The organism is Alteromonas sp. ABH4_453 (assembly GCF_056160665.1).
In genome coordinates, this window is record NZ_JBSWXP010000011.1 from 38,749 (window position 1) to 57,193 (window position 18,445).

The 18,445-nt window shown below is 43.3% G+C and carries 17 protein-coding genes; 7 read left to right on the forward strand and 10 right to left on the reverse strand.

Going from position 1 to position 18,445, the window contains the following annotated elements; genetic code table 11:
* Positions 1 to 11: 11 nt before the first annotated feature.
* The 6 genes from ACXAGV_RS18625 to dapA all read right to left on the reverse strand — a co-directional run bounded on the left by ACXAGV_RS18625 (position 12) and on the right by dapA (position 7,553).
* The gene (locus tag ACXAGV_RS18625; protein WP_474874513.1) at positions 12 to 2,345 is read right to left on the reverse strand and encodes a sensor domain-containing phosphodiesterase; all 2,334 of its coding nucleotides are present in this window, start codon (positions 2,343 to 2,345) and stop codon (positions 12 to 14) included.
* 66 nt (positions 2,346 to 2,411) lie between these two features.
* Complete coding sequence (locus ACXAGV_RS18630) at positions 2,412 to 3,596, reverse strand: diguanylate cyclase (RefSeq protein WP_474874514.1); 1,185 nt, start codon at positions 3,594 to 3,596, stop codon at positions 2,412 to 2,414.
* A 178-nt stretch (positions 3,597 to 3,774) separates the two neighbouring features.
* Positions 3,775 to 4,641 (reverse strand): DMT family transporter, encoded by an 867-nt coding sequence (locus ACXAGV_RS18635; RefSeq protein ID WP_474874515.1) that lies wholly within the window; start codon positions 4,639 to 4,641, stop codon positions 3,775 to 3,777.
* A 185-nt stretch (positions 4,642 to 4,826) separates the two neighbouring features.
* Positions 4,827 to 5,540, reverse strand: a complete 714-nt coding sequence (gene purC, locus ACXAGV_RS18640; protein WP_474874516.1) for a phosphoribosylaminoimidazolesuccinocarboxamide synthase — start codon at positions 5,538 to 5,540, stop codon at positions 4,827 to 4,829.
* A 12-nt stretch (positions 5,541 to 5,552) separates the two neighbouring features.
* Positions 5,553 to 6,656, reverse strand: a complete 1,104-nt coding sequence (gene bamC, locus ACXAGV_RS18645; protein WP_474874517.1) for an outer membrane protein assembly factor BamC — start codon at positions 6,654 to 6,656, stop codon at positions 5,553 to 5,555.
* A 12-nt stretch (positions 6,657 to 6,668) separates the two neighbouring features.
* Complete coding sequence (dapA, locus tag ACXAGV_RS18650) at positions 6,669 to 7,553, reverse strand: 4-hydroxy-tetrahydrodipicolinate synthase (RefSeq protein WP_474874518.1); 885 nt, start codon at positions 7,551 to 7,553, stop codon at positions 6,669 to 6,671.
* 179 nt (positions 7,554 to 7,732) lie between these two features.
* Between dapA and ACXAGV_RS18655 the strand changes: the two genes are divergently transcribed.
* Together ACXAGV_RS18655 and bcp are read left to right on the forward strand one after the other, a co-directional pair.
* Entirely contained in the window at positions 7,733 to 8,296 is a 564-nt protein-coding gene (locus tag ACXAGV_RS18655) for a glycine cleavage system transcriptional repressor (protein WP_474874519.1), read from the forward strand.
* Positions 8,274 to 8,738, forward strand: a complete 465-nt coding sequence (bcp, locus tag ACXAGV_RS18660; protein ID WP_474874520.1) for a thioredoxin-dependent thiol peroxidase — start codon at positions 8,274 to 8,276, stop codon at positions 8,736 to 8,738. The genes ACXAGV_RS18655 and bcp overlap by 23 nt, the downstream gene beginning before the upstream one ends.
* A 67-nt stretch (positions 8,739 to 8,805) precedes the next feature.
* On the opposite strand, the gene ACXAGV_RS18665 is transcribed toward bcp, so the two are convergent.
* A complete protein-coding gene (locus tag ACXAGV_RS18665; protein WP_474874521.1) occupies positions 8,806 to 9,879 on the reverse strand; it encodes an AI-2E family transporter in 1,074 nt (357 codons plus the stop codon).
* A gap of 345 nt (positions 9,880 to 10,224) precedes the next feature.
* On the opposite strand from ACXAGV_RS18665, the gene bepA reads away from it, so the two are divergent.
* Positions 10,225 to 11,688 carry a beta-barrel assembly-enhancing protease gene (bepA, locus tag ACXAGV_RS18670; RefSeq protein WP_474874522.1) on the forward strand — a complete coding sequence of 488 codons (1,464 nt, stop codon included), beginning with the start codon at positions 10,225 to 10,227 and terminating at the stop codon, positions 11,686 to 11,688.
* A 58-nt stretch (positions 11,689 to 11,746) separates the two neighbouring features.
* Here bepA and ACXAGV_RS18675 read toward each other — a convergent pair whose 3' ends face one another.
* Positions 11,747 to 12,256, reverse strand: coding sequence for a TlpA family protein disulfide reductase (locus ACXAGV_RS18675; protein ID WP_474874523.1), 510 nt, complete (start codon positions 12,254 to 12,256; stop codon positions 11,747 to 11,749).
* 209 nt (positions 12,257 to 12,465) lie between these two features.
* Between ACXAGV_RS18675 and arsC the strand changes: the two genes are divergently transcribed.
* The 4 genes from arsC to ACXAGV_RS18695 all read left to right on the forward strand — a co-directional run bounded on the left by arsC (position 12,466) and on the right by ACXAGV_RS18695 (position 15,970).
* Positions 12,466 to 12,819 carry an arsenate reductase (glutaredoxin) gene (arsC, locus tag ACXAGV_RS18680; RefSeq protein ID WP_474874524.1) on the forward strand — a complete coding sequence of 118 codons (354 nt, stop codon included), beginning with the start codon at positions 12,466 to 12,468 and terminating at the stop codon, positions 12,817 to 12,819.
* Positions 12,819 to 13,412, forward strand: coding sequence for an NAD(P)H:quinone oxidoreductase (gene wrbA, locus ACXAGV_RS18685; protein WP_474874525.1), 594 nt, complete (start codon positions 12,819 to 12,821; stop codon positions 13,410 to 13,412). Before arsC ends, wrbA begins: the two co-directional genes overlap by 1 nt.
* Before the next feature lie 74 nt (positions 13,413 to 13,486).
* The gene (locus ACXAGV_RS18690) at positions 13,487 to 13,909 is read left to right on the forward strand and encodes a DUF2069 domain-containing protein (RefSeq protein ID WP_474874526.1); all 423 of its coding nucleotides are present in this window, start codon (positions 13,487 to 13,489) and stop codon (positions 13,907 to 13,909) included.
* Between the two features lie 93 nt (positions 13,910 to 14,002).
* Complete coding sequence (locus tag ACXAGV_RS18695) at positions 14,003 to 15,970, forward strand: hypothetical protein (protein ID WP_474874527.1); 1,968 nt, start codon at positions 14,003 to 14,005, stop codon at positions 15,968 to 15,970.
* A gap of 150 nt (positions 15,971 to 16,120) precedes the next feature.
* Here ACXAGV_RS18695 and hda read toward each other — a convergent pair whose 3' ends face one another.
* Together hda and ACXAGV_RS18705 are read right to left on the reverse strand one after the other, a co-directional pair.
* Positions 16,121 to 16,858, reverse strand: coding sequence for a DnaA regulatory inactivator Hda (gene hda, locus ACXAGV_RS18700; RefSeq protein ID WP_474874528.1), 738 nt, complete (start codon positions 16,856 to 16,858; stop codon positions 16,121 to 16,123).
* A 6-nt stretch (positions 16,859 to 16,864) separates the two neighbouring features.
* Positions 16,865 to 18,274 carry a DUF2066 domain-containing protein gene (locus ACXAGV_RS18705; RefSeq protein WP_474874529.1) on the reverse strand — a complete coding sequence of 470 codons (1,410 nt, stop codon included), beginning with the start codon at positions 18,272 to 18,274 and terminating at the stop codon, positions 16,865 to 16,867.
* Positions 18,275 to 18,445 lie beyond the last annotated feature (171 nt).

The following is an 18,445-nucleotide window of genomic DNA, read 5'->3' on the forward strand; positions in this document are numbered from 1 at the left end:
CGCGCAACGCGCTAGTTTTCTTTCAAGTAAGCTTCAAAGTCAGAGAGTTGCATTGGTTTCGCAATTAAGTATCCCTGCGCATAATCACATCCCATCGCGCTTAATATATCAAACTGCTCTTGTGTTTCTACACCCTCAGCAACAACGCCAATGCCCAGTTTTTTAGCCATAACAATTATCGCTTCGCATAACACTTTGTCGTTGCTAACATCAGTCATAGAGTTTACGAAACTCTTGTCTATTTTTATGTAATCAGTCGGAAATTTTTTAAGATAAGAGATAGAAGAAAAACCAGTACCAAAATCATCTAGGGCTATACCAATCCCCGCCTGCCTGAATTGAAACAGCTTTTTAGATACTTCAGCATCGGCCTCCATGAGTAAGTTTTCAGTAACTTCAAGTAATATAGAGCGAGCACTGAGCCCTCTCTCTAGTAACAAAGTTAACCATTCAGTGATATTAGATTCCTGATTAAAATATTGACTAGGCGACGTGTTAATACTTATCTGAACAAACTTGCTATGCTCGCGCCGCCATTGTTTTATTCGTCTAGTGACTTCATCGAAAACCCAGTTGCTTATTTCAATAATAAGCCCTGACTCTTCAGCTAAAGCAATAAAGTCATCGGGTGCTATACGACCTTTTTTGGGGTGCTGCCACCGAAGTAAAGCTTCAGCTTTCACCTCTTTTGAGCCGTTGAAACACACGATAGGCTGGTACTCAAGAAACAGTTCGTTGTTTTTTACTGCATAACGCAGGTCATTCAATAATGATATTCTTCTAATTGCTGCTTCTTGCATGTCGTGCGTAAAATAGTGGTAATTATTTTTACCTTGGGCTTTTGCACCATACATGGCTTGGTCAGCATTTTTTAATAGATCTTTTACGTCAGTCGCATCCTCGGGATACAAAGTAATTCCCATGCTCGCGCTTGTGTGAATGCGCTCAAACTCTAACGTAAACGGCTTAATTATTTCACTCCGAATTTTCTGTACAACATTTTCTATCGAACTTAAGCCACGTATACCGTTTAAAATAATGACAAATTCGTCGCCACCTAACCTTGATACCGTGTCATCAGCGCGTAAACAGCGTTTTATACGCATAGCACACTCGACCAATAGCTTGTCGCCGACATCGTGCCCTAATGCGTCATTTACATCCTTAAAATTGTCTAAGTCTAGAAACACAACCGCGACTTTTTCATTCTCACGATCGGCAGTTTTCATCGCCAATTGAAGGTGATCGAGCATCAAGTTTCGGTTGGGTAAGCTCGTCAAAGAATCGAAGTTAGCCTGTCTCCATATGACTCTATTCGCCAATTCCCGTTCTATAGCGATGCTGGCGATATGGGCAAATTGCCTAATTAACACTCTTTCTTCTGCAGTGGGTATCGCCTTCTTGCGATGATAAATGGCGAAAGTACCGATAACCTCGCCATTCGCTCCTTGTATAGGTTGCGACCAGCACGCAGCTACACCTGCGGATGCTGCCACCCCCTTCCATGCAGACCAATATGGATGTGTACTTATATCCTCGACAATAGTCGGTTCATTGGTTGCAGCGGTATTACCGCACGAGCCAACACCTTCACCAATTTCTACCCCGTCAATGGCGTCATTATAAAAGTCGGGTAACGATGGCGCGGCACCTTTTTTGAGCCTTCCGTTCTCAAGCAGCAAAATACTGCAAATTTGTTCTTTGTATTCAGCTTCAATTGCATAAACAATGTCATGCAGAACAGTGTGTAAAGATTCTGCATTTACCACTTTTTCCAAAATAGCACTCCGCACGCGAGTTATTTTTTGTGTTTGCGCTAACTTAAATTGGTATTCCTCTAACTGATCGGAAAGGTCGTTATAGTCCTTTTTGTTAAGTTCGTTCTCGACTAACTCACCAAACCCTTTCAATTGTTGAATTTGAGACGCACTAAACTGCATGGGCTTATCGTCAAGGACACACAGCGTTCCTACCGCATAGCCTTCAAACACAAGCTGTACTCCAGCATAAAAACGAAAATGTGATCCCCCATTCACGTGAGGATTATCTCTGAAGCGCTCGTCTTCCAACATATCGGGTATGACTAAAGGGTCTTGCTGCGCAATGGTGTGAACGCACAAGGCTTCGTGCTTGGGTGTTTCAGTAATATCGATGTTCAACGATGACTTAAACCACTGACGACGCTCTCCAACAAACGAAATAAATGCAAATTTACAATTGAAAGCTCGGCACGCTAACTGAGTAATCCGGTCAAAACGTGCTTCAACCGGGGTATCTACTATGCCCAGCCTTTCTAATGCACTTAGCCGCTCACGTTCATTAGTTATTCCCTGAAACTTACTCACCAACGCCTCCTGACTACACCAAAACTAAAACGCAAATTAAGTTTCTCCATTCACAAAAAAGCGTCTCTACGCCAATTGCACATTATTTCTGCCACCTTGTTTAGCTTTATAAAGTGCGTCGTCAGCCTGTGACAATGCAGTCTCAATGGAATTGTGGTCATCCATTACAAAAGAAACGCCGCCACTCACTGTGATGTCTATAAATTTGCCGTTGACGTCCAAAGGGTTATTACTGGTTTGGTCTCTTAATTTATCGGCTAACTTGAATGCCCCAGCGCGGTCAGTATCAGGTAGTAATAGTACAAACTCTTCTCCGCCTATTCTTGCTACACAATCAGCATTCCGAGAAGACATTTTCAATATTTTAGCAACGTGCTTAATCGCCTTATCACCTACTTCATGCCCATAGCTATCGTTAATGCGTTTGAAAAAGCCAACTTCTAGCATAACTACTGAAAGCGGGCGTTTGTACCTTTGACTGTAGGCTAAGGCTTGCTGCGCAACAATTTGAAATGCGCGTCTGTTTAATAAGCCAGATAAGAAGTCAAAGTTTGCATCTCTTTGAAGTTTTTCTGCAAAACGGCTGACTTTTGCGACCATAGGCCTAAATATGAAGAATGCTTCTATTAATATAGTAAGAATAATAATGCCCAAAACAATATTTTGCGCATGGCGAAGTTCGTCGACTTTTTCACGACTTTCTTTCTCGTATTGTCCTACTATATTGTGTAATGGAATTAAGAGTTCGCTTTCTGCGAGTTGAAGAAACTTTAAGCTCTTCGTTGAGTTTAAAGTCATTGCCGCCCCCGCTTCTTGTGTTAACACGGCTTTTATTTGCTCTTCAAAAACCTTAATCTTGTTATCTACGTCAGAGGGAAAAGAAAAGTAAAGGTTAAGAAGTGTTTCAGACAACGGGCTTGGTTCGCCCTTTTCTATTGCTTCAAAATGCTCGGTTAAGAGAAACTGGTGATTCTGTTTCATTTTCTCTATTGCAGCTATAGAAAGCCTTTGTGACTTTTCAGAACCGCTAAGAAGAAAATCCACCGCAAACAAACTGGCTCGTTGGGACAACATGCGCTGCTGACCACTTACGTTAACTATTTTCCCCGTATCGTTTTGTTCAGCGATAACGCTGTCTAGCATAAAGTGAACAACTAATGACAAAATAGCGATTATGGAAAGAGAAACAACATACGTTAAGGTTAGTAGCCGACCTGGGTTATTAACCGTTATTGGATGGTCACCTTGCATGCCAATGCTCGAAAGATTAAGAGAAATATCACGTTAGCATTGTTTCACGCGACAAGCATTAACCTTTAGTCTAAAAAGACAACTAAAAACTCTATTTTTTTCCAAAAAAAACCAATGTTTAGCAAAGTATATGGAGTATAAATTTTTGCGCCAATGAGTAGTGCGCACTAGGTCATATCTATTTCTTAATGACTAAGTAGATGCCGCCAAGAGTGGCTAATGATGCGATTAAAATTTGAAGATTAAGTTGTTCTCCTAATACTGCCCATCCCATCATGGTTGCGAGAACTGGAACGCTCAATTGTACGGTCGCGGCCGTTGTTGACTTAATAAGTGGCAGCACGCTATACCAAATTGCATAACCACATCCTGACGCCACAACGCCGGAAACAATCGCTAACAACACACCAGTACTATCGAATACTAATTCAGTATTATTTAGCAAAAATAGACACACAACTAATGGAATACATAAAATAGATGCGTATATAAAGTTGCCCGATGTAGCATACAGCGCGGACTTACTTTTTTTGCCTAACAGCGAATACACACCCCACGCAATACCAGCGGTGACCATGATTATGCCAGCTAAAAGCGGTGGCGCCGATGCACTCGGTAGCAACAAAATTACTAGACCGGCAAATGCAAGGAGGAAACCTAGCCATTGAAAACGCTTAAACCGTTCTCCTCTTGCTAGGCCAAAGCTAATCATAGTCAACTGTACTGCGCCGAATAACAACAATGCCCCGGTGCCGGTAGCCATAGAAATATAGGCATATGAAAAGCATAGTGCGTACAAAAACAGTGACGCGCCACCGAGGAAGGTTGCATTACGTTTTAGGTTCACCCAAAGGCTTGAATCACCTGGTGCTCTTCGCAAAGAAAAGAGCGACAAGAACGTAAGTGCTAATGCCCCGCTTATTAAGCGCAACGCGGTAAAGCTCGCAGGGTCAATATCTGTATTCGCCAGCGCCATTCTGCACAGCAGCGAATTTGCGGCAAAAGCAACCATTGCCACCGTGACTAAAGAAAGTGTTTTAAACAATGTCCGCTCCTTTGCGCTGATTTTTAATCCTTGGACAATCATTCTTTTAAATAATCTAAACTTAAGATAACTACTGAAGAATGTTTCATCTAAATAAGTTACTACAAGAACGGTATTTTTAATGCACTAAATGAAAAAGAGGACCAAAAGGTCCTCTTTTATTCGAACTGTAAGCTGGTCAATGACTATAAAGACAAGCCTAAACGCTCAGCAACTTCAATGTATGTTTCTACAACAGAGCCAAGGCCTTGTCTGAAGCGATCTTTATCCATCTTCTTACGGGTTTCTTTATCCCATAGACGACAGCCGTCAGGTGTAAATTCATCACCTAGTACAATGTTACCGTCCTTATCGACACCAAACTCAAGTTTGTAGTCAACAAGCAACATACCGGCTTCGTTAAACAATGCTTTCAGCACACTGTTTACTTTGAAGGTGAGTGCCTTCATTTCAGCTATCTGTGCTTCTGTTGCCCAACCAAATGACAAGACGTGATAGTCGTTCACCATTGGGTCGTGAAGCGCATCGTTTTTAAGGAAAAACTCGAAAATAGGTGGATTAAGCTCTTTGCCTTCCTCCACACCTAGTCTGCGGACCAAAGACCCTGCAGATAAATTTCTCACCACACACTCAACAGGGATCATGTCTAGCTTTTTAACCAAAGACTCGGTATCAGAAACCAGCGCTTCAACTTGTGTTGCAATGCCCGCTTCTTCAAGCCTTGTCATTATAAAGTGGTTAAACTTGTTGTTTACTTCACCCTTGCGATCAAGCTGCTCAATTTTTTCACCGTCGAACGCTGAAGTATCGTTTCTAAAGTGAAGAATCAGTTTATCGCTGTCATCAGTGTAATAAACAGTTTTTGCTTTACCGCGGTAAAGCTCGTCGCGTTTTTCCATTCTCAGTCTCAGTTATATATCAAGGTTATCTTCTGACATGACCTCAGCAAATGCACTGTAAAGGTCGGAAACCTGATTTGCTTCAAACGGTACACTTTCATTATTCATGAAGGTAACTGATGTGCGATCTGCACCCGCTTTAGCAACTTTCAAACGATAATCACCTTTTTTAAGTAACGCTTCATCGCTTGAGAATAAACCATCCCACCAACTACCTTGGTCGCCGTTATAGGTGACAAATAGTAGGCCGTTTGATTTATCTAAATCTTTGACGTCGAATCCAAGCTTGCGAAGAACCAAAAGCATTCTCGGCCACGCCACATCATACTGGGCTTCAACCATATATGCCGCATCGCCGTCAGCATTAAAGCCCATTTCTGTTTTGATACCCTGACGGATTTTCGCAATTCTTCGCGTCTCAGCTAACTGAATTTGGTACTCGTAATGACCAATTACTTGGTTTAACACGTCTACTTCTTCACGGCGCTCTTCCATTGAAGACACCTCGGCAACGACATCATTACCTAGGGTCTGCATGTAGTCTTTTAAATCAACCGTAAGTGCAGCACTTCGGCCGTGAGGTTTAACATCCAAACTAAATTCAAAACGACGGCCTATTTCACTCTCTTCGTCAGTAAAACTATACCAAGGGCCATCTATTTCTTTCGTAATGACCATCCAATCTGTGATCAATACTTTATCTTCAGGACTGAAGCTATCCACACCAATGCCCTGCTCATCCAAGAAACTCAATAATGAATTCCAAATGGCTTGGCTTAGAGGCTGGCTGTCGTCAACTTGGTCAAACCAAATGGTTGCTGTGCTCTTACCTTCTTCAACATGTGAACCTGTAACTAGCGGAAGTACTAGCGCTGGGGAGCGTACCATTAGCTTTTTTCCAACTAGAGATGGATCTGCTTCTTGACCTAATTCAGGTACAGCAAAATCTCTTGAAAAAGTAGGTGCATCCAATTCAGTCGGTACTTCTAAGGTTTTCTGTTCTTTAGTTTTTAAGTACTCGTAGCTACCCGACGCGGTTTTTCTATCTATTTGGCTTGAACAACCTGCAAGTGCAACCATTGCTACTGAACTTGCTATAGCCAGCGTTCTTTTCATCTGTGTTCCTTATTAACCAGAAATCAATGCGTATTTTTTTAGTAGTTCTTCGATACGTTTTTGGCTTGATAGTTCCGGTAAAACCATAGGTAATCGCATAACAGCACTTTCCATCATGCCCATTTTATATAATGCCCACTTAGGCATCACAGGATTTGGCTCAATGAAGAGGTCACTGTGCAATAACTTTACTGTCTCGTCGATGGCTCGACACTTATCGAAATCTTTATTTAGCGCTGCTTCGCACATTTGCGCAATGGCCTTGGGTACGATGTTAGCAGTAACAGAAATAACACCGTGCCCACCTTCACACATAAATTCAGCACTCGTTCCATCGTCACCACTTAGTAGGACGAAATCGTCGGGAACAAGTGGCTGAGTGGCCTTCAAACGACCGATATTGCCCGTTGCGTCTTTTAAGCCAACGATATTCTTGTGTGTTGCGAGTTCTGCAACGGTTTCGGGCAGCATATCCGCTACAGTACGACCCGGTACGTTGTAAAGAATAACAGGGAGATCGCTGGCATCTGCGATAGCATTAAAATGTGCCACCATACCGGCTTGTTGAGGTTTGTTGTAATAAGGTACAACACTTAAAAAACCGTCAATACCTGTAGAGCCTAACTGCTCTGTGAGAAAAATCGCTTCTGCAGTAGAGTTAGCACCGCTTCCCGCAATTACTGGGATTGCACCAGACGCCATAGCTACAGTTTCTTTAACTACATCGATATGTTCATCAAACGGTAACGTTGCCGACTCACCCGTAGTTCCAACCGACACAATACCATGTGTGCCCTGCTCAACATGAAACTTAACAAGTTTCTCTAAAGACTTGTAATCGATATCGCCGTTTTCGAGCATCGGCGTGACGAGTGCTACGTAACTACCAGTAAACATAATCTCTCCGCAAAATGTGAGCGCACATGGTAAATATGTCAGTGCTTAAACACAAGTAATAGCGCATGTAAAATGACAAGAATTTGACAATATCTTATTCAAACGCAAGAAAAAGGCGCTGACTTCTAAAAAAACTCTGTGCTAACATCCCAGACATTCTTAACATTGAAGTGAAGTAGATGTCGAAACACCAACTTATCGTCACCATTCTAGGCACAGACAAGAGTGGCATTCTAAGCGAAATTGCAACGACAGTATCAGAAGCTCAGTGCAATATTCTTGATAGCAGGCAGGCTATCTACGGCAAAGAGTTCTCGTTGACGATGATCATAGAAGGAACACAGAGTGCCGTAACGAAAGCAGAGTGTATTCTACCACCGTTATTCCAACGACTTGATTTGTTGTCTATGATGAAGCGCACAAGTCATCATGAAAAACAGAATCTTGCGCACCTCTTCAATGTAGAATTTAGCGGCGAAGATGCAGCGGGCCTCATTAAAGCTGTTACAGGCTTTTTCGCTGACCGACATGCAATGATAAGTGCGTTTCGTCAGCGTACGTTTAAAGACAAAGCCACCGGAAAAGACAACATGCGATGCAAGTTTGTAGTGTCGCTTCCTTCAGATGAAAATGTTGATGCCTTAGAATCTGATCTAATGTCCCTGTTCGATTCGTTAAATGTGACAGGTAAAGTAATAGACAAACACAAAAAGGATCCCAATGAAAACGTTACAAGCTGGTGATAAAGCCCCAGAATTTTCACTGCAAAATCAAGACGACGAGACCGTTTCTTTAACTGATTTTTCCGGCAAAAAAGTACTGGTTTACTTTTACCCTAAAGCCATGACGCCAGGCTGCACAGTACAAGCACAAGGCCTGCGCGATGTTAATGATGAACTTACAGCAAAAAATGTGGTTGTGCTGGGTGTAAGCCCAGATGCCGTGAAGCGTTTGCCTAAATTTATTGAAAAAGAAAATCTTAACTTTACCCTTCTTTCTGATGAAGATCACGCGGTAGCTGATGCTTTCGGTGTGTGGGGCCCTAAAAAGTTCATGGGTAAAGAATACGACGGCATTCACCGCCAAACTTTCTTAGTAGACGAGAACGGTGTAATTGAGCATGTTTTCAATAAGTTCAAAACAAAAGAACACCACACGGTTGTTCTTGATTACCTGAACAGCTAAATTTCTCACTTAGAAAAAAAGCCCCGATAACGTAAAGCTATCGGGGCTTTTTTACACTTAGCGTTTGCTACTTTGCCTCTTCGGGAATAGCAACAGGATTGCTTGACCATGCAGTAACCACAGCTTTTACCAGCGTAGCAAGTGGTATGGCGAAAAACACCCCCCAAAAACCCCAAAGACCGCCAAACACCAAAACAGCAACAATGATATAAAGCGGGTGAAGACTTACCGCCTCAGAGAACAATAACGGAACAAGTAGATTACCATCTAACGCCTGGATAATGCCGTAAGCTATCATTAGATACCAAAACTCTGGCGATATACCCCACTGAAACATTGCAACAATTGCGACAGGTATAGTTACCACTGCAGCACCGATATATGGAATAAGTACAGAAAACCCGACTAAAACCCCAAGTAAGATGGCGTAACGTAAATCCATAAGAACGAAAGTTACACAACTCACTACGCCAACTATAATAATCTCAATCACCTTGCCGCGAATATAATTAGCAATTTGTGAATTCATTTCGTGGCCCACTTGGGTAATTAAGCGGCGTTCTTTTGGCAATAAACGAGAAATGCTATCTAGAAAGAAAAGCTTGTCTTTCAACATGAAAAATACCATCAAGGGCACCAGCACCATATAAACTAGCAGCGCGGCTAAATTGGCGATGTTACTGAAGGAAGCAGAAATTAGGGTTTCTCCCACTTCTACTAACTTGTCATTTAACCCTTCCATCATTTGATGGATTTGATACACCTGTACGTAATCTGGATATTTATCTGGCAACGTCAATATCCACTCTTGAGCTTTTTGCCAAATCAACGGCGTTTCCTGAATCAGGTTTACACTCTGCTTGGAGATAATGGGAACCAAACCAATCAAGGTTAAAATAGTGATGGTGATGAATCCGAGCATAACCACTCCGCATGCCAGAGTTCGGCTAACGCCAGCACTCACCAAGCGACTTACCGGCCAGTCAAGCAAATAGGCTATAACCGCTGCAACCAGCACAGGCATAATTAGTTCGCCCCACAACAGCAATACTGTTGTAGTTAGAAGAATCAAAATCAGCAGCATCGCTGCATCTGGATCGGAAAATTTGCGTCGGTACCATCGACCAAAAACGCTAATCATAGGAACGCCTAGAAATAACCAAGAATAGGACACGCATCATAGTTGATAGCGCAGGCAATTAGCAATAAGTAGTAGTTAAGAATCTTTCAAAATCAAACTGGTATGATGTTTTTACAGTATAAGCATTAATGTGTAGAGTGGTCTTACAACACTAAACTAATAAACTGGATGCGCTTGCGTGTCGCATTGTTACAAACACTGTGTCATAAACGAAGTGGCTTAGGCGATATTGCCTTGTGTATTTGAAAATAATGCATATAAGAAATAAATAAAATTTGAAACTGTTTAGCAACTTAGCGCTCTAAGAATTAAGCAGTATTAACCGTATACAATGATTGTAGGTTCATGAGAAAAAAGTTTTCAGCATCTTTGGTTGCCCTTTCCTTCATGCTCACATCGAGCTTAACAGCTGTTGCACAAGATGCCAACTACAGCAATAAGAATGCCCTCCCCGAGATAGGGGTGGTGGCTTCGGACGCCATTTCTTTGGATAAGGAAATGATCGTTGGTGATGCAGTAATGCGTCAAATGCGTGGACAGAGTCCCATTATTTCTGACCCGGTGCTTGATGAGTATCTTCAAGATGTTGGAAATCGACTCGTTGTTCACGCTGACAACGCAAAGTTTCCATTCGAATTTTTTTGGGTCAATAACGACGCTATCAACGCGTTCGCGTTTTTTGGCGGACATATTGGTGTTCACACTGGTTTAATGCGCCGAGCGGAGAGCGAGAGCGAACTAGCATCGGTACTTGCCCATGAAATATCTCACGTTACACAGCGTCATATTGCGCGACGGATGCAGGCGCAGCAGCGCTCTTCGCCATTGGCATTGGCTTCTCTAATCGGTGGTGTACTCATTGCAATGGCTAACCCAGAAGCGGGTATTGCGGCCATGCAGGCAGGTTCAGCAGCCTCTGCACAGATGCAAATTGACTACACCCGCTCAAACGAACAAGAAGCAGACAGAATAGGCATTGCTATGCTGGCGAGAGCCGGTTTTGATCCCAATGCAGCGGCATCGTTTTTCTCAACAATGGCAGAAGAATACCGTATGGTTTCTCGACCGCCAGCACGACTACTTACTCACCCCTTAACCGAGACACGTATTGCTGACGCGAGAAGTCGCGCCAGTGATTATCCAAAACGCTATTTGCCAATCAACAAACAGTTCGAGCTAGCAAAAGCGCGCATAAAGTCACGCTACTCCTTTAAAGCCGACTACGCGATTGAGTATTTCGAAGCGGCGGTAGCGCAAGACGTACAGCGCAGCAAAGAGGCCTCACTATACGGTTTGGCACTGGCGTACATGCGAGCAGAAAAAATCGAAAAAGCCAAAACAATAATGGATCAGCTCATTGCCGCTGATAAAGGGAACCTTTTTTATCTCGATGCGATGACGGATATTTATATTTCTTTGGGTCAACCATTAAAGGCCATGGAGCTGTTAACACCCCATATTACACATAACCCTAGAAACCAAGTGTTGGCACTCAACCAAGCAAACGCCTTGATAAGCGCACAAAAATACGATGACGCCATATCGTTATTAAAAGACTTTTTATTGGTAAGAAAGGATTACCAGATTGCGCATCAGCTTATGAGCGAGGCGTATCAGAAGTCCAAAAAGTTTTCGCAAATGCATCAAAGTAAAGCCGAAGTCTACGCACTTTACGGCGCATACAATCGTGCGGTGGATGAGCTTCAATATGCGTACAACTTTGCAGGTGACAACCACCTTGAAAAACAAAGGATTAGGGCACGTATAGAACAATTTAGAGACCAAGAAGAACGCTTAGAGCGTCTATAAAGCATTTATTAACATGGTGTGGCACTATTCCGCGCTTTTCCACATTGCTCTACTTACTTCACTCAGCGCTTTTTAATTCAATAAGGCGCTGCCTCAAGCCTGCTGCTGTTATTTCGCCCATTAACGTATCTTTTACCTTTCCATCGGGACCTATTATGTAAGTGGCTGGCAGATAAGGTGGTTTTGCCATTGGCAAAACAGTGTCGGAGGTACCTATAATAACAGGCACATTAATACTAAACTTTTCAGTCATTTGGATTAATTCTGACTGAGTTTTAGGGTCGTAGTTAATGGCAAATAGTTGTGTGTTGTCGGGCAGCGACTGATGAAAAGACGCCAACTCGGGCATTTCTCTGAGACACGGCGCGCACCACGGCGCAAAATAATTGATTACCACCCACTGCCCTTTAAGCTCATGCCAGCGGTACGCTTCGCCATCTAGCGTTTCAAAGTCATTCTGAAGATTTTTGTAAGTGAAGGCGCCAGCCGCAACGGCAGCAACAAAAAGCAAAGTAAGAAGCAGAGGTTTAGCTTTACCCATGCTGCTGAATAATGGTGAGAACGACATGTAGACCTCTGATTACTTGTGTTTAATCCATAGTGCCAGATTCTTATGCCCTTCTCTAACAGATTTTAATTGGAAGCCTTATGTACTTTTAGACCAAGTGAAAAAGGGATAATGCTCAAATTACTAAGCGTTACGGGTAAACTGCTTGATATTCGAGGGCAAAAACGCAATAGTTCGCGCCAAAAGAAACAATCAGTAAAGGGCCTTTTATGTCAGACATCACTATTATTCATAATCCACGCTGCTCTAAGAGCAGACAAACACTTGCGTTGCTTGAAGAAAAAGGTGCAACTCCGTCTGTTGTCGAATATTTGAAAACCCCTCTAAACGCTGATGAACTCGAATCGATATTTAAAAAACTTAACGTTGGATCGGTTAGAGAGATGATGCGTACTAAAGAAACAGAATATAAAGAAGCAAATCTGGGTGATAACACTGTAACTGACGACGCATTGTTTGAAGCCATGGCTGAAACGCCAAAGCTTATTGAACGCCCAATTGTAATAAAGGGCGATCAAGCACGTATTGGTCGTCCACCAGAAGCGATATTGGAAATACTGTAGTGCAACCTGTTCTTGTACTTTATTACAGCCGTCACGGCAGCACAAAGCGTCTGGCCGATGCTATAGCCCAAGGCATATCATCACAAGATGTGCCCGTTATAGTACGCACTGTTAAAAGCATTAACGAAGCACAATCATCGAATGACGCGACAAAAACAGCGCCAGAGGTCACGCTACAAGAGCTCGAACAGTGCAGCGCACTCGCGTTGGGTAGCCCTACCCGCTTTGGCAACATGGCGGCGCCGGTAAAGCACTTCTTAGACTCAACGAGTAGCCAATGGCTAAAAGGTGCCTTAATCGATAAACCTGCCTGTGTATTTACATCATCTTCATCGATGCATGGCGGGCAAGAGTCAACGTTACTTTCAATGATGGTGCCACTTATTCATCACGGGATGATAATTTGCGGATTACCGTACAGTGAGCCTGAATTGCACAACACTACAATGGGCGGAAGCCCCTACGGTGTCACACATGTAGCGCACCACAGTTTGAGTGCGCCAGAACAGCTAAGCGCAGACGAAAAAGCACTGTGTTTTGCGCAAGGCAAACGGCTCGCGATGTTTGCTAAGAAGTTGGCAAACATCGTCTGAATAACGCAGTACCAAACATTCGTCATTGCGGAATTAACATAAACATTAAAACCTGATTTTTTCGGAGAATAAACATGGGACCAGATACGCGTTTTTTTCGCTATCTAGCATTAATAAGCCACACCGGGTTGATAGTATGGATAACCCTTTGGCAATTTACATTTACTAAAGCGCATACATACTCACCAATATTTATTGCCTTATTTTATATTTTACCTTTATTGTTACCCTATTGGGGTGTTTTAAAAGGTAAGCCTTATACTCACGCTTGGGCAAACTTTGTTGTTCTATTCTACCTAATTCACGGCTGTACTGTCGCATATGCAGTACCTGATGAACGCTGGTATGCGGTAGTAGAAATAATCTTGTGCACCGGAATGTTCGTTGGCTGTAGTGCATTTGCCCGAAAACGTGGTCGCGAATTAGGGTTAGGTCTTAAAAAGCTAAAAGAAGAAATGCAGGAAGAAAAAGCGCGTTTCGAACAAAGCAAGCAATAGCTTATAGTCTTCAACCCCACCGGTAAGTTAAAAAATGCCAACGTGTAAAATACAAAGCAAAGCGCATTAAAAAATTATTATTAAGGGGTTGAGATGGCACGCCGTTTAACTGAGTTCTCATCAATATTTATTTCTGTAATTTTACTTGCAGCGTGCGGAGGTTCAGGGTCAAACGACAGTTCAGCGCCTGCTTCGCCCGCCCCAACGCCAACAATCAGTATTTCAGGTTCTACCACTGCGGTTGTTGGCGATGCCGTCGACTTCGTTGTTACCGCCCCAAATGGTATGACAGTCACCGATATAAATTGGCAAGTTTCAGGCATGGAAACGCAGCCGCTCAATTCCCATACCCAAGCTATTGGTTTTGATGCTACTTCTTCTGGTAGTTTCGATATTTCTGTGGATGTGAGCCTGGAAAACGGCGCAACACTCTCTGATACTTTAACACTGCAAGTCAACGAAAACACGGCACCATTGGCTGCATTACGGTTAGGTCATGAAGCCTCAGAGGGTGGACGGGTTTCTCTGCGCGTTGACACAGTTAATGCGCAAGGCTTATATATTACTGATATAGAGTGGCGCCAGCGCTCAGGTGCCACCATTGATAGCTTCAATTACGATGAGGGCGATTACTCTCATTCAATCTACTTTCAAGCCCCCAGTGTCAACAGCGACGCCGTCATAGAAATTGAAAGTATAGTTACGCTTTCAAACGGCGACGTAGTCACTGACGTGGCCCAAGTGCTGGTCAAAAACATTGACGTTAATCGTAATGGCTATTTCGTTGATGATGAAACGAGCATTCCAGAAACCGTCAGTGCGCATATGCAGCCCTATCGTGTGAATAGCCCTTATGCTGCTGCACTGAACGATTGCGTATACAACAACCAGGTATCAAGCAGCTGTAGCTTCTCCAAACTACCTTTGATTGGTCAAGTGACAGAAAACCCGACTATTGACGATATTTTAGATAGAACATATGTGTCACACCCTTGGATGGGTGATGCATTTAAAGCATTCTTAGAGACATCGGCCACTCGTGACGACATGTTACAACTGCTACGGGCAACAAATGCTATTGTTATATCCTACGACATTCGCCCTTCTTTTTATTGGGTTGCCACAGGTGCTATATATTTAGACGCCAACAGTTTCTGGCGTACGCCGCAAGAGCGGGATACGCTGAACACTCGGCCTGACTACAGAAGCGGCTTTGGTAGTGATTTGGATTTCACAACGTCGTGGAGGTATGTAAAAGATGGCGCCTACTATTTTCCTATTATCAGCACTTCAAATGTCGCAGAGCGACAATCGCGAAGCACGCTAGATATTGAAGCCGCGCTGAGCTATTTGCTATATCACGAACTGGCTCACGCCAACGATTTTTTTGATCATACAGAATGGCAGCAGCTAAGTGGCAACGAGAGTCCCCTTTCTTCCTATGACGATACTTCACCTATTTCTACCGGGCTAACATCTTCTTTACCCTTAAGATCTTCGCAGTTACATGCACTTGCAGAAGTGATGTATGGCGGAACGACAGCATCGAGTGCGCAGCGCAATTACACAGCGTTGCAGGTTGCTAATTGGTTTGAAGAAGACGCTGCGGTAACCTTCTACGCTTACTTTACAGAGCGAGAAGACCTTGCCACCTTGTTTGAACGATTCATGATGCTTTATCGCCTTGAGGCGGAGGCTGATGTTGGTGTATTCACACGTGAGACACTGGAAGATGGTACATTTATACCCACCTGGGCACAGCGAAATCGCGTGAGTGATGATAACGTTACTCAGCGCGTAGATTATGTAGTGAGTAGGATCTTACCTGAACTCAATGTGCCTGTTATACAAGCTTCGTTACCTGCACCCTACCTTCTTCCTAATGATGTGACATGGCGAGAGTCAGCATCGAGTACCAATCCCAATGAGCAGCCTGGCACAAATAGAGCTTTGGTATTAAGTAGTGACCCACAATCGGACCTTATTAACAAGAATGTAATGACGTTAGCTGAAGAGTTCGAGGCTACTTCTGTTACTCATAACAAGAAGAAGAGAAACTAGAGGTTATAAAGAAAATGCGAACCGCGCTCTACTAGGCAGCGTCGCAAATTAACGTTACGCTTGCGTTGATTATCTCAGGTTAGGCTCGCGCTTTGACTAATTTAAGTTAAACTCGCGCTTCGACTAATTTAGGTTAAGCTCGCGCTTTGACTAATTTAAGTTAAGCTCGCGCTTAACCATGCCCACCGATAGGCGTTTTTGTTCTTGTAGTGAACGCGTGTCTAGGCGAGCCAACAAAGACATGAGGCTTTTCAGATCCCGCTCGCTGTGATGCAGCAAAAACTGTAGCGCTTGATTTGAGAGTTTTAAACCACGTTCAGCCGCGCGCAGACGTACCGCTTCTTCGCGGCCGCTATCATCAAGTTGATCAACATGATAAACAACCCCCCATGCCAAGCGTGAGCGTAAGTCAGGCAACACAAAAGCAGGATTTGATGGGCCAAGTTGACTGGTGCACATAACTATTGCCTGCTTGGTTTCGATAACGCGGTTTAATAAATCAAACAACGCTTCTTCCCAAAGCATATCGCCAGCAATTGCGTGTATATTATCTAGCGCAATAAGCGACAAATTCTCTAAACCCTCGAAAATGTCCAAAGACCAGGCTTTATGGTCATTAAGGTTCAGATAGAGATGATTAACTGATTTGCCCGCTAGTTGGTGACAGGTGGCGAACAACAAATGGCTTTTACCTACGGCAGTACTACCCAACAAGGTCAGCAATGGAAGCTGCAGCGAAGCCAGCGGCCCTAATTCGTGAGCAGCTCGCCAATGCGGCAGCGCATCTGCAATTTGCTCAAGAACTGATACGACTTCTTCGTTGCCCGTTGTAACGAAACTATCGAAGTTTTCGTCAACGGGTAACGTTACGGGCAATGGCAACTGCATGCTATATTAATTACTCCAATAGAAACTGTGTCCTTGAACGGTTTGTCCATAAGCGTCAGTCACAGGGCGAAGGTTGTTTTCCAATTTAATACTGTTGAGTAAGTCATCAACTGTTCCTACTAGTGTAAGAGAATACGTTGCTACTGTTCCCGACTGTTCTACCAAGGTTGCGTTTTCTATCACACTTAAACTATTCAAATAATCCGTAGCACTTGCATAACTACCAATAGAACCAATGTTGGCAATTGAAACCTTGATCACTTCACGTTCAGATACATCAATGCCAACAATGGCATAAAGAGAAGATAGATAATTGGAATATGCGTCCACTAGCTGATTACCAAGCGCTTTAGGTGAATCACCATATATGCTGCCGTAGCTTACTTTTCCACCACCGACGAAAACCCAATCTAGCGCATATTCGCCTTCATCCGCACGCTTAGCGTAGTCGGCAAATTCATTCATGGTGAAAGGTGCTGTAGTGTTATCTACTTGCTGCTGCCCCATTAATGGCGTCTCTTCAGCATGCCCTAAAGTTTGGTGAGTCATTGCATTATCATTGCCAATGACGTCTTCACTACTATCCACTGACGAGTAGCTTTCTGCTGTGCCTTGTTCATAGGCATTTTGAGATTCGTTTTGATGCTTGGCTTGGGCTTCGTCAGTAAGTACTGCGTCTAATGACTCTACGGTACCAGACGGTACAACGTTTTCAGGTAAATCAGGGATCGTACTTGGATCATTGCGATACACCCTGGCACCAATGATATTATCAACACTATACCGCATTGACGCTTTACGGAGCGGTTCAACGAAACGGCCCCACACATCATAGGTAGAGATATTCACGCTATCAGTTAAATCCATCAAAGGCAGGCTGAGAGGCACGCCCCGCTCCTTTGCAGTTTGTTTTAGTGCAAGTTGTAAATCTGTTTTCAACGACTCATCAAGAATAACGCGGGTTTCTTTTTCGTCTTCATTAACTATCCAAACGATAGTCTCTGGGCGCCTGTCTCCCCAAAGGGGCAGTAGTTCTCGCTGTAATATTTCATTGAGCTTTGCTTGGTCAAATTCAGCGACGTAATAGGTTTGGTTGTTATCAAACGCAAAGCGATATGAGCGAAGCAGAGATTGAGGAGAGGTCAAGGCAGCTTTCACACCGGGGTTGTCAAGCACTCTCATACTTCCCGACATTTTGATAAACACTTGCTTTAAAGCTTTTTTGAGTGCCACTTGCTGCGTGCGCTGAGTTTGATCTTCAACTTGTATTTGCGCTTCATTTACAACAACGCGCTGAGCCGCATGTGTAAAAGCACTAAAGCTAATCAATGCTAAAAATGAGGTACCCCAAATACCCTTTAACCATTTTCTCTTATTGTATATCTCATTGGTGTTACGCATTACTGCCGTCGACATTGACACTCCATACCTTCTTAAAATCAATTCCTTACCTACCCAATAATGAACTTAGCCTATTTGAAAATACGTTTGAAATCGGTCTACCATTCGCGTTGATTGCTCCGCTTTCCAACGCAAGCCATTTTACTCAGCAAGATGTTCACCAAACGATAGCCATCTATTGTCTTT

Coding starts and splice junctions, on each gene's coding strand:
- ACXAGV_RS18690 (WP_474874526.1), top strand. CDS start 13,487: ATGGGACCAGATACGCGTTTTTTTCGCTATCTAGCATTAATAAGCCAC.
- bcp (WP_474874520.1), top strand. CDS start 8,274: ATGAAAACGTTACAAGCTGGTGATAAAGCCCCAGAATTTTCACTGCAA.
- ACXAGV_RS18655 (WP_474874519.1), top strand. CDS start 7,733: ATGTCGAAACACCAACTTATCGTCACCATTCTAGGCACAGACAAGAGT.
- ACXAGV_RS18675 (WP_474874523.1), bottom strand. CDS start 12,256: ATGTCGTTCTCACCATTATTCAGCAGCATGGGTAAAGCTAAACCTCTG.
- dapA (WP_474874518.1), bottom strand. CDS start 7,553: ATGTTTACTGGTAGTTACGTAGCACTCGTCACGCCGATGCTCGAAAAC.
- arsC (WP_474874524.1), top strand. CDS start 12,466: ATGTCAGACATCACTATTATTCATAATCCACGCTGCTCTAAGAGCAGA.
- ACXAGV_RS18705 (WP_474874529.1), bottom strand. CDS start 18,274: ATGTCGACGGCAGTAATGCGTAACACCAATGAGATATACAATAAGAGA.
- purC (WP_474874516.1), bottom strand. CDS start 5,540: ATGGAAAAACGCGACGAGCTTTACCGCGGTAAAGCAAAAACTGTTTAT.
- ACXAGV_RS18630 (WP_474874514.1), bottom strand. CDS start 3,596: ATGCAAGGTGACCATCCAATAACGGTTAATAACCCAGGTCGGCTACTA.
- hda (WP_474874528.1), bottom strand. CDS start 16,858: ATGCAGTTGCCATTGCCCGTAACGTTACCCGTTGACGAAAACTTCGAT.
- ACXAGV_RS18665 (WP_474874521.1), bottom strand. CDS start 9,879: ATGATTAGCGTTTTTGGTCGATGGTACCGACGCAAATTTTCCGATCCA.
- bepA (WP_474874522.1), top strand. CDS start 10,225: ATGAGAAAAAAGTTTTCAGCATCTTTGGTTGCCCTTTCCTTCATGCTC.
- bamC (WP_474874517.1), bottom strand. CDS start 6,656: ATGAAAAGAACGCTGGCTATAGCAAGTTCAGTAGCAATGGTTGCACTT.
- ACXAGV_RS18695 (WP_474874527.1), top strand. CDS start 14,003: ATGGCACGCCGTTTAACTGAGTTCTCATCAATATTTATTTCTGTAATT.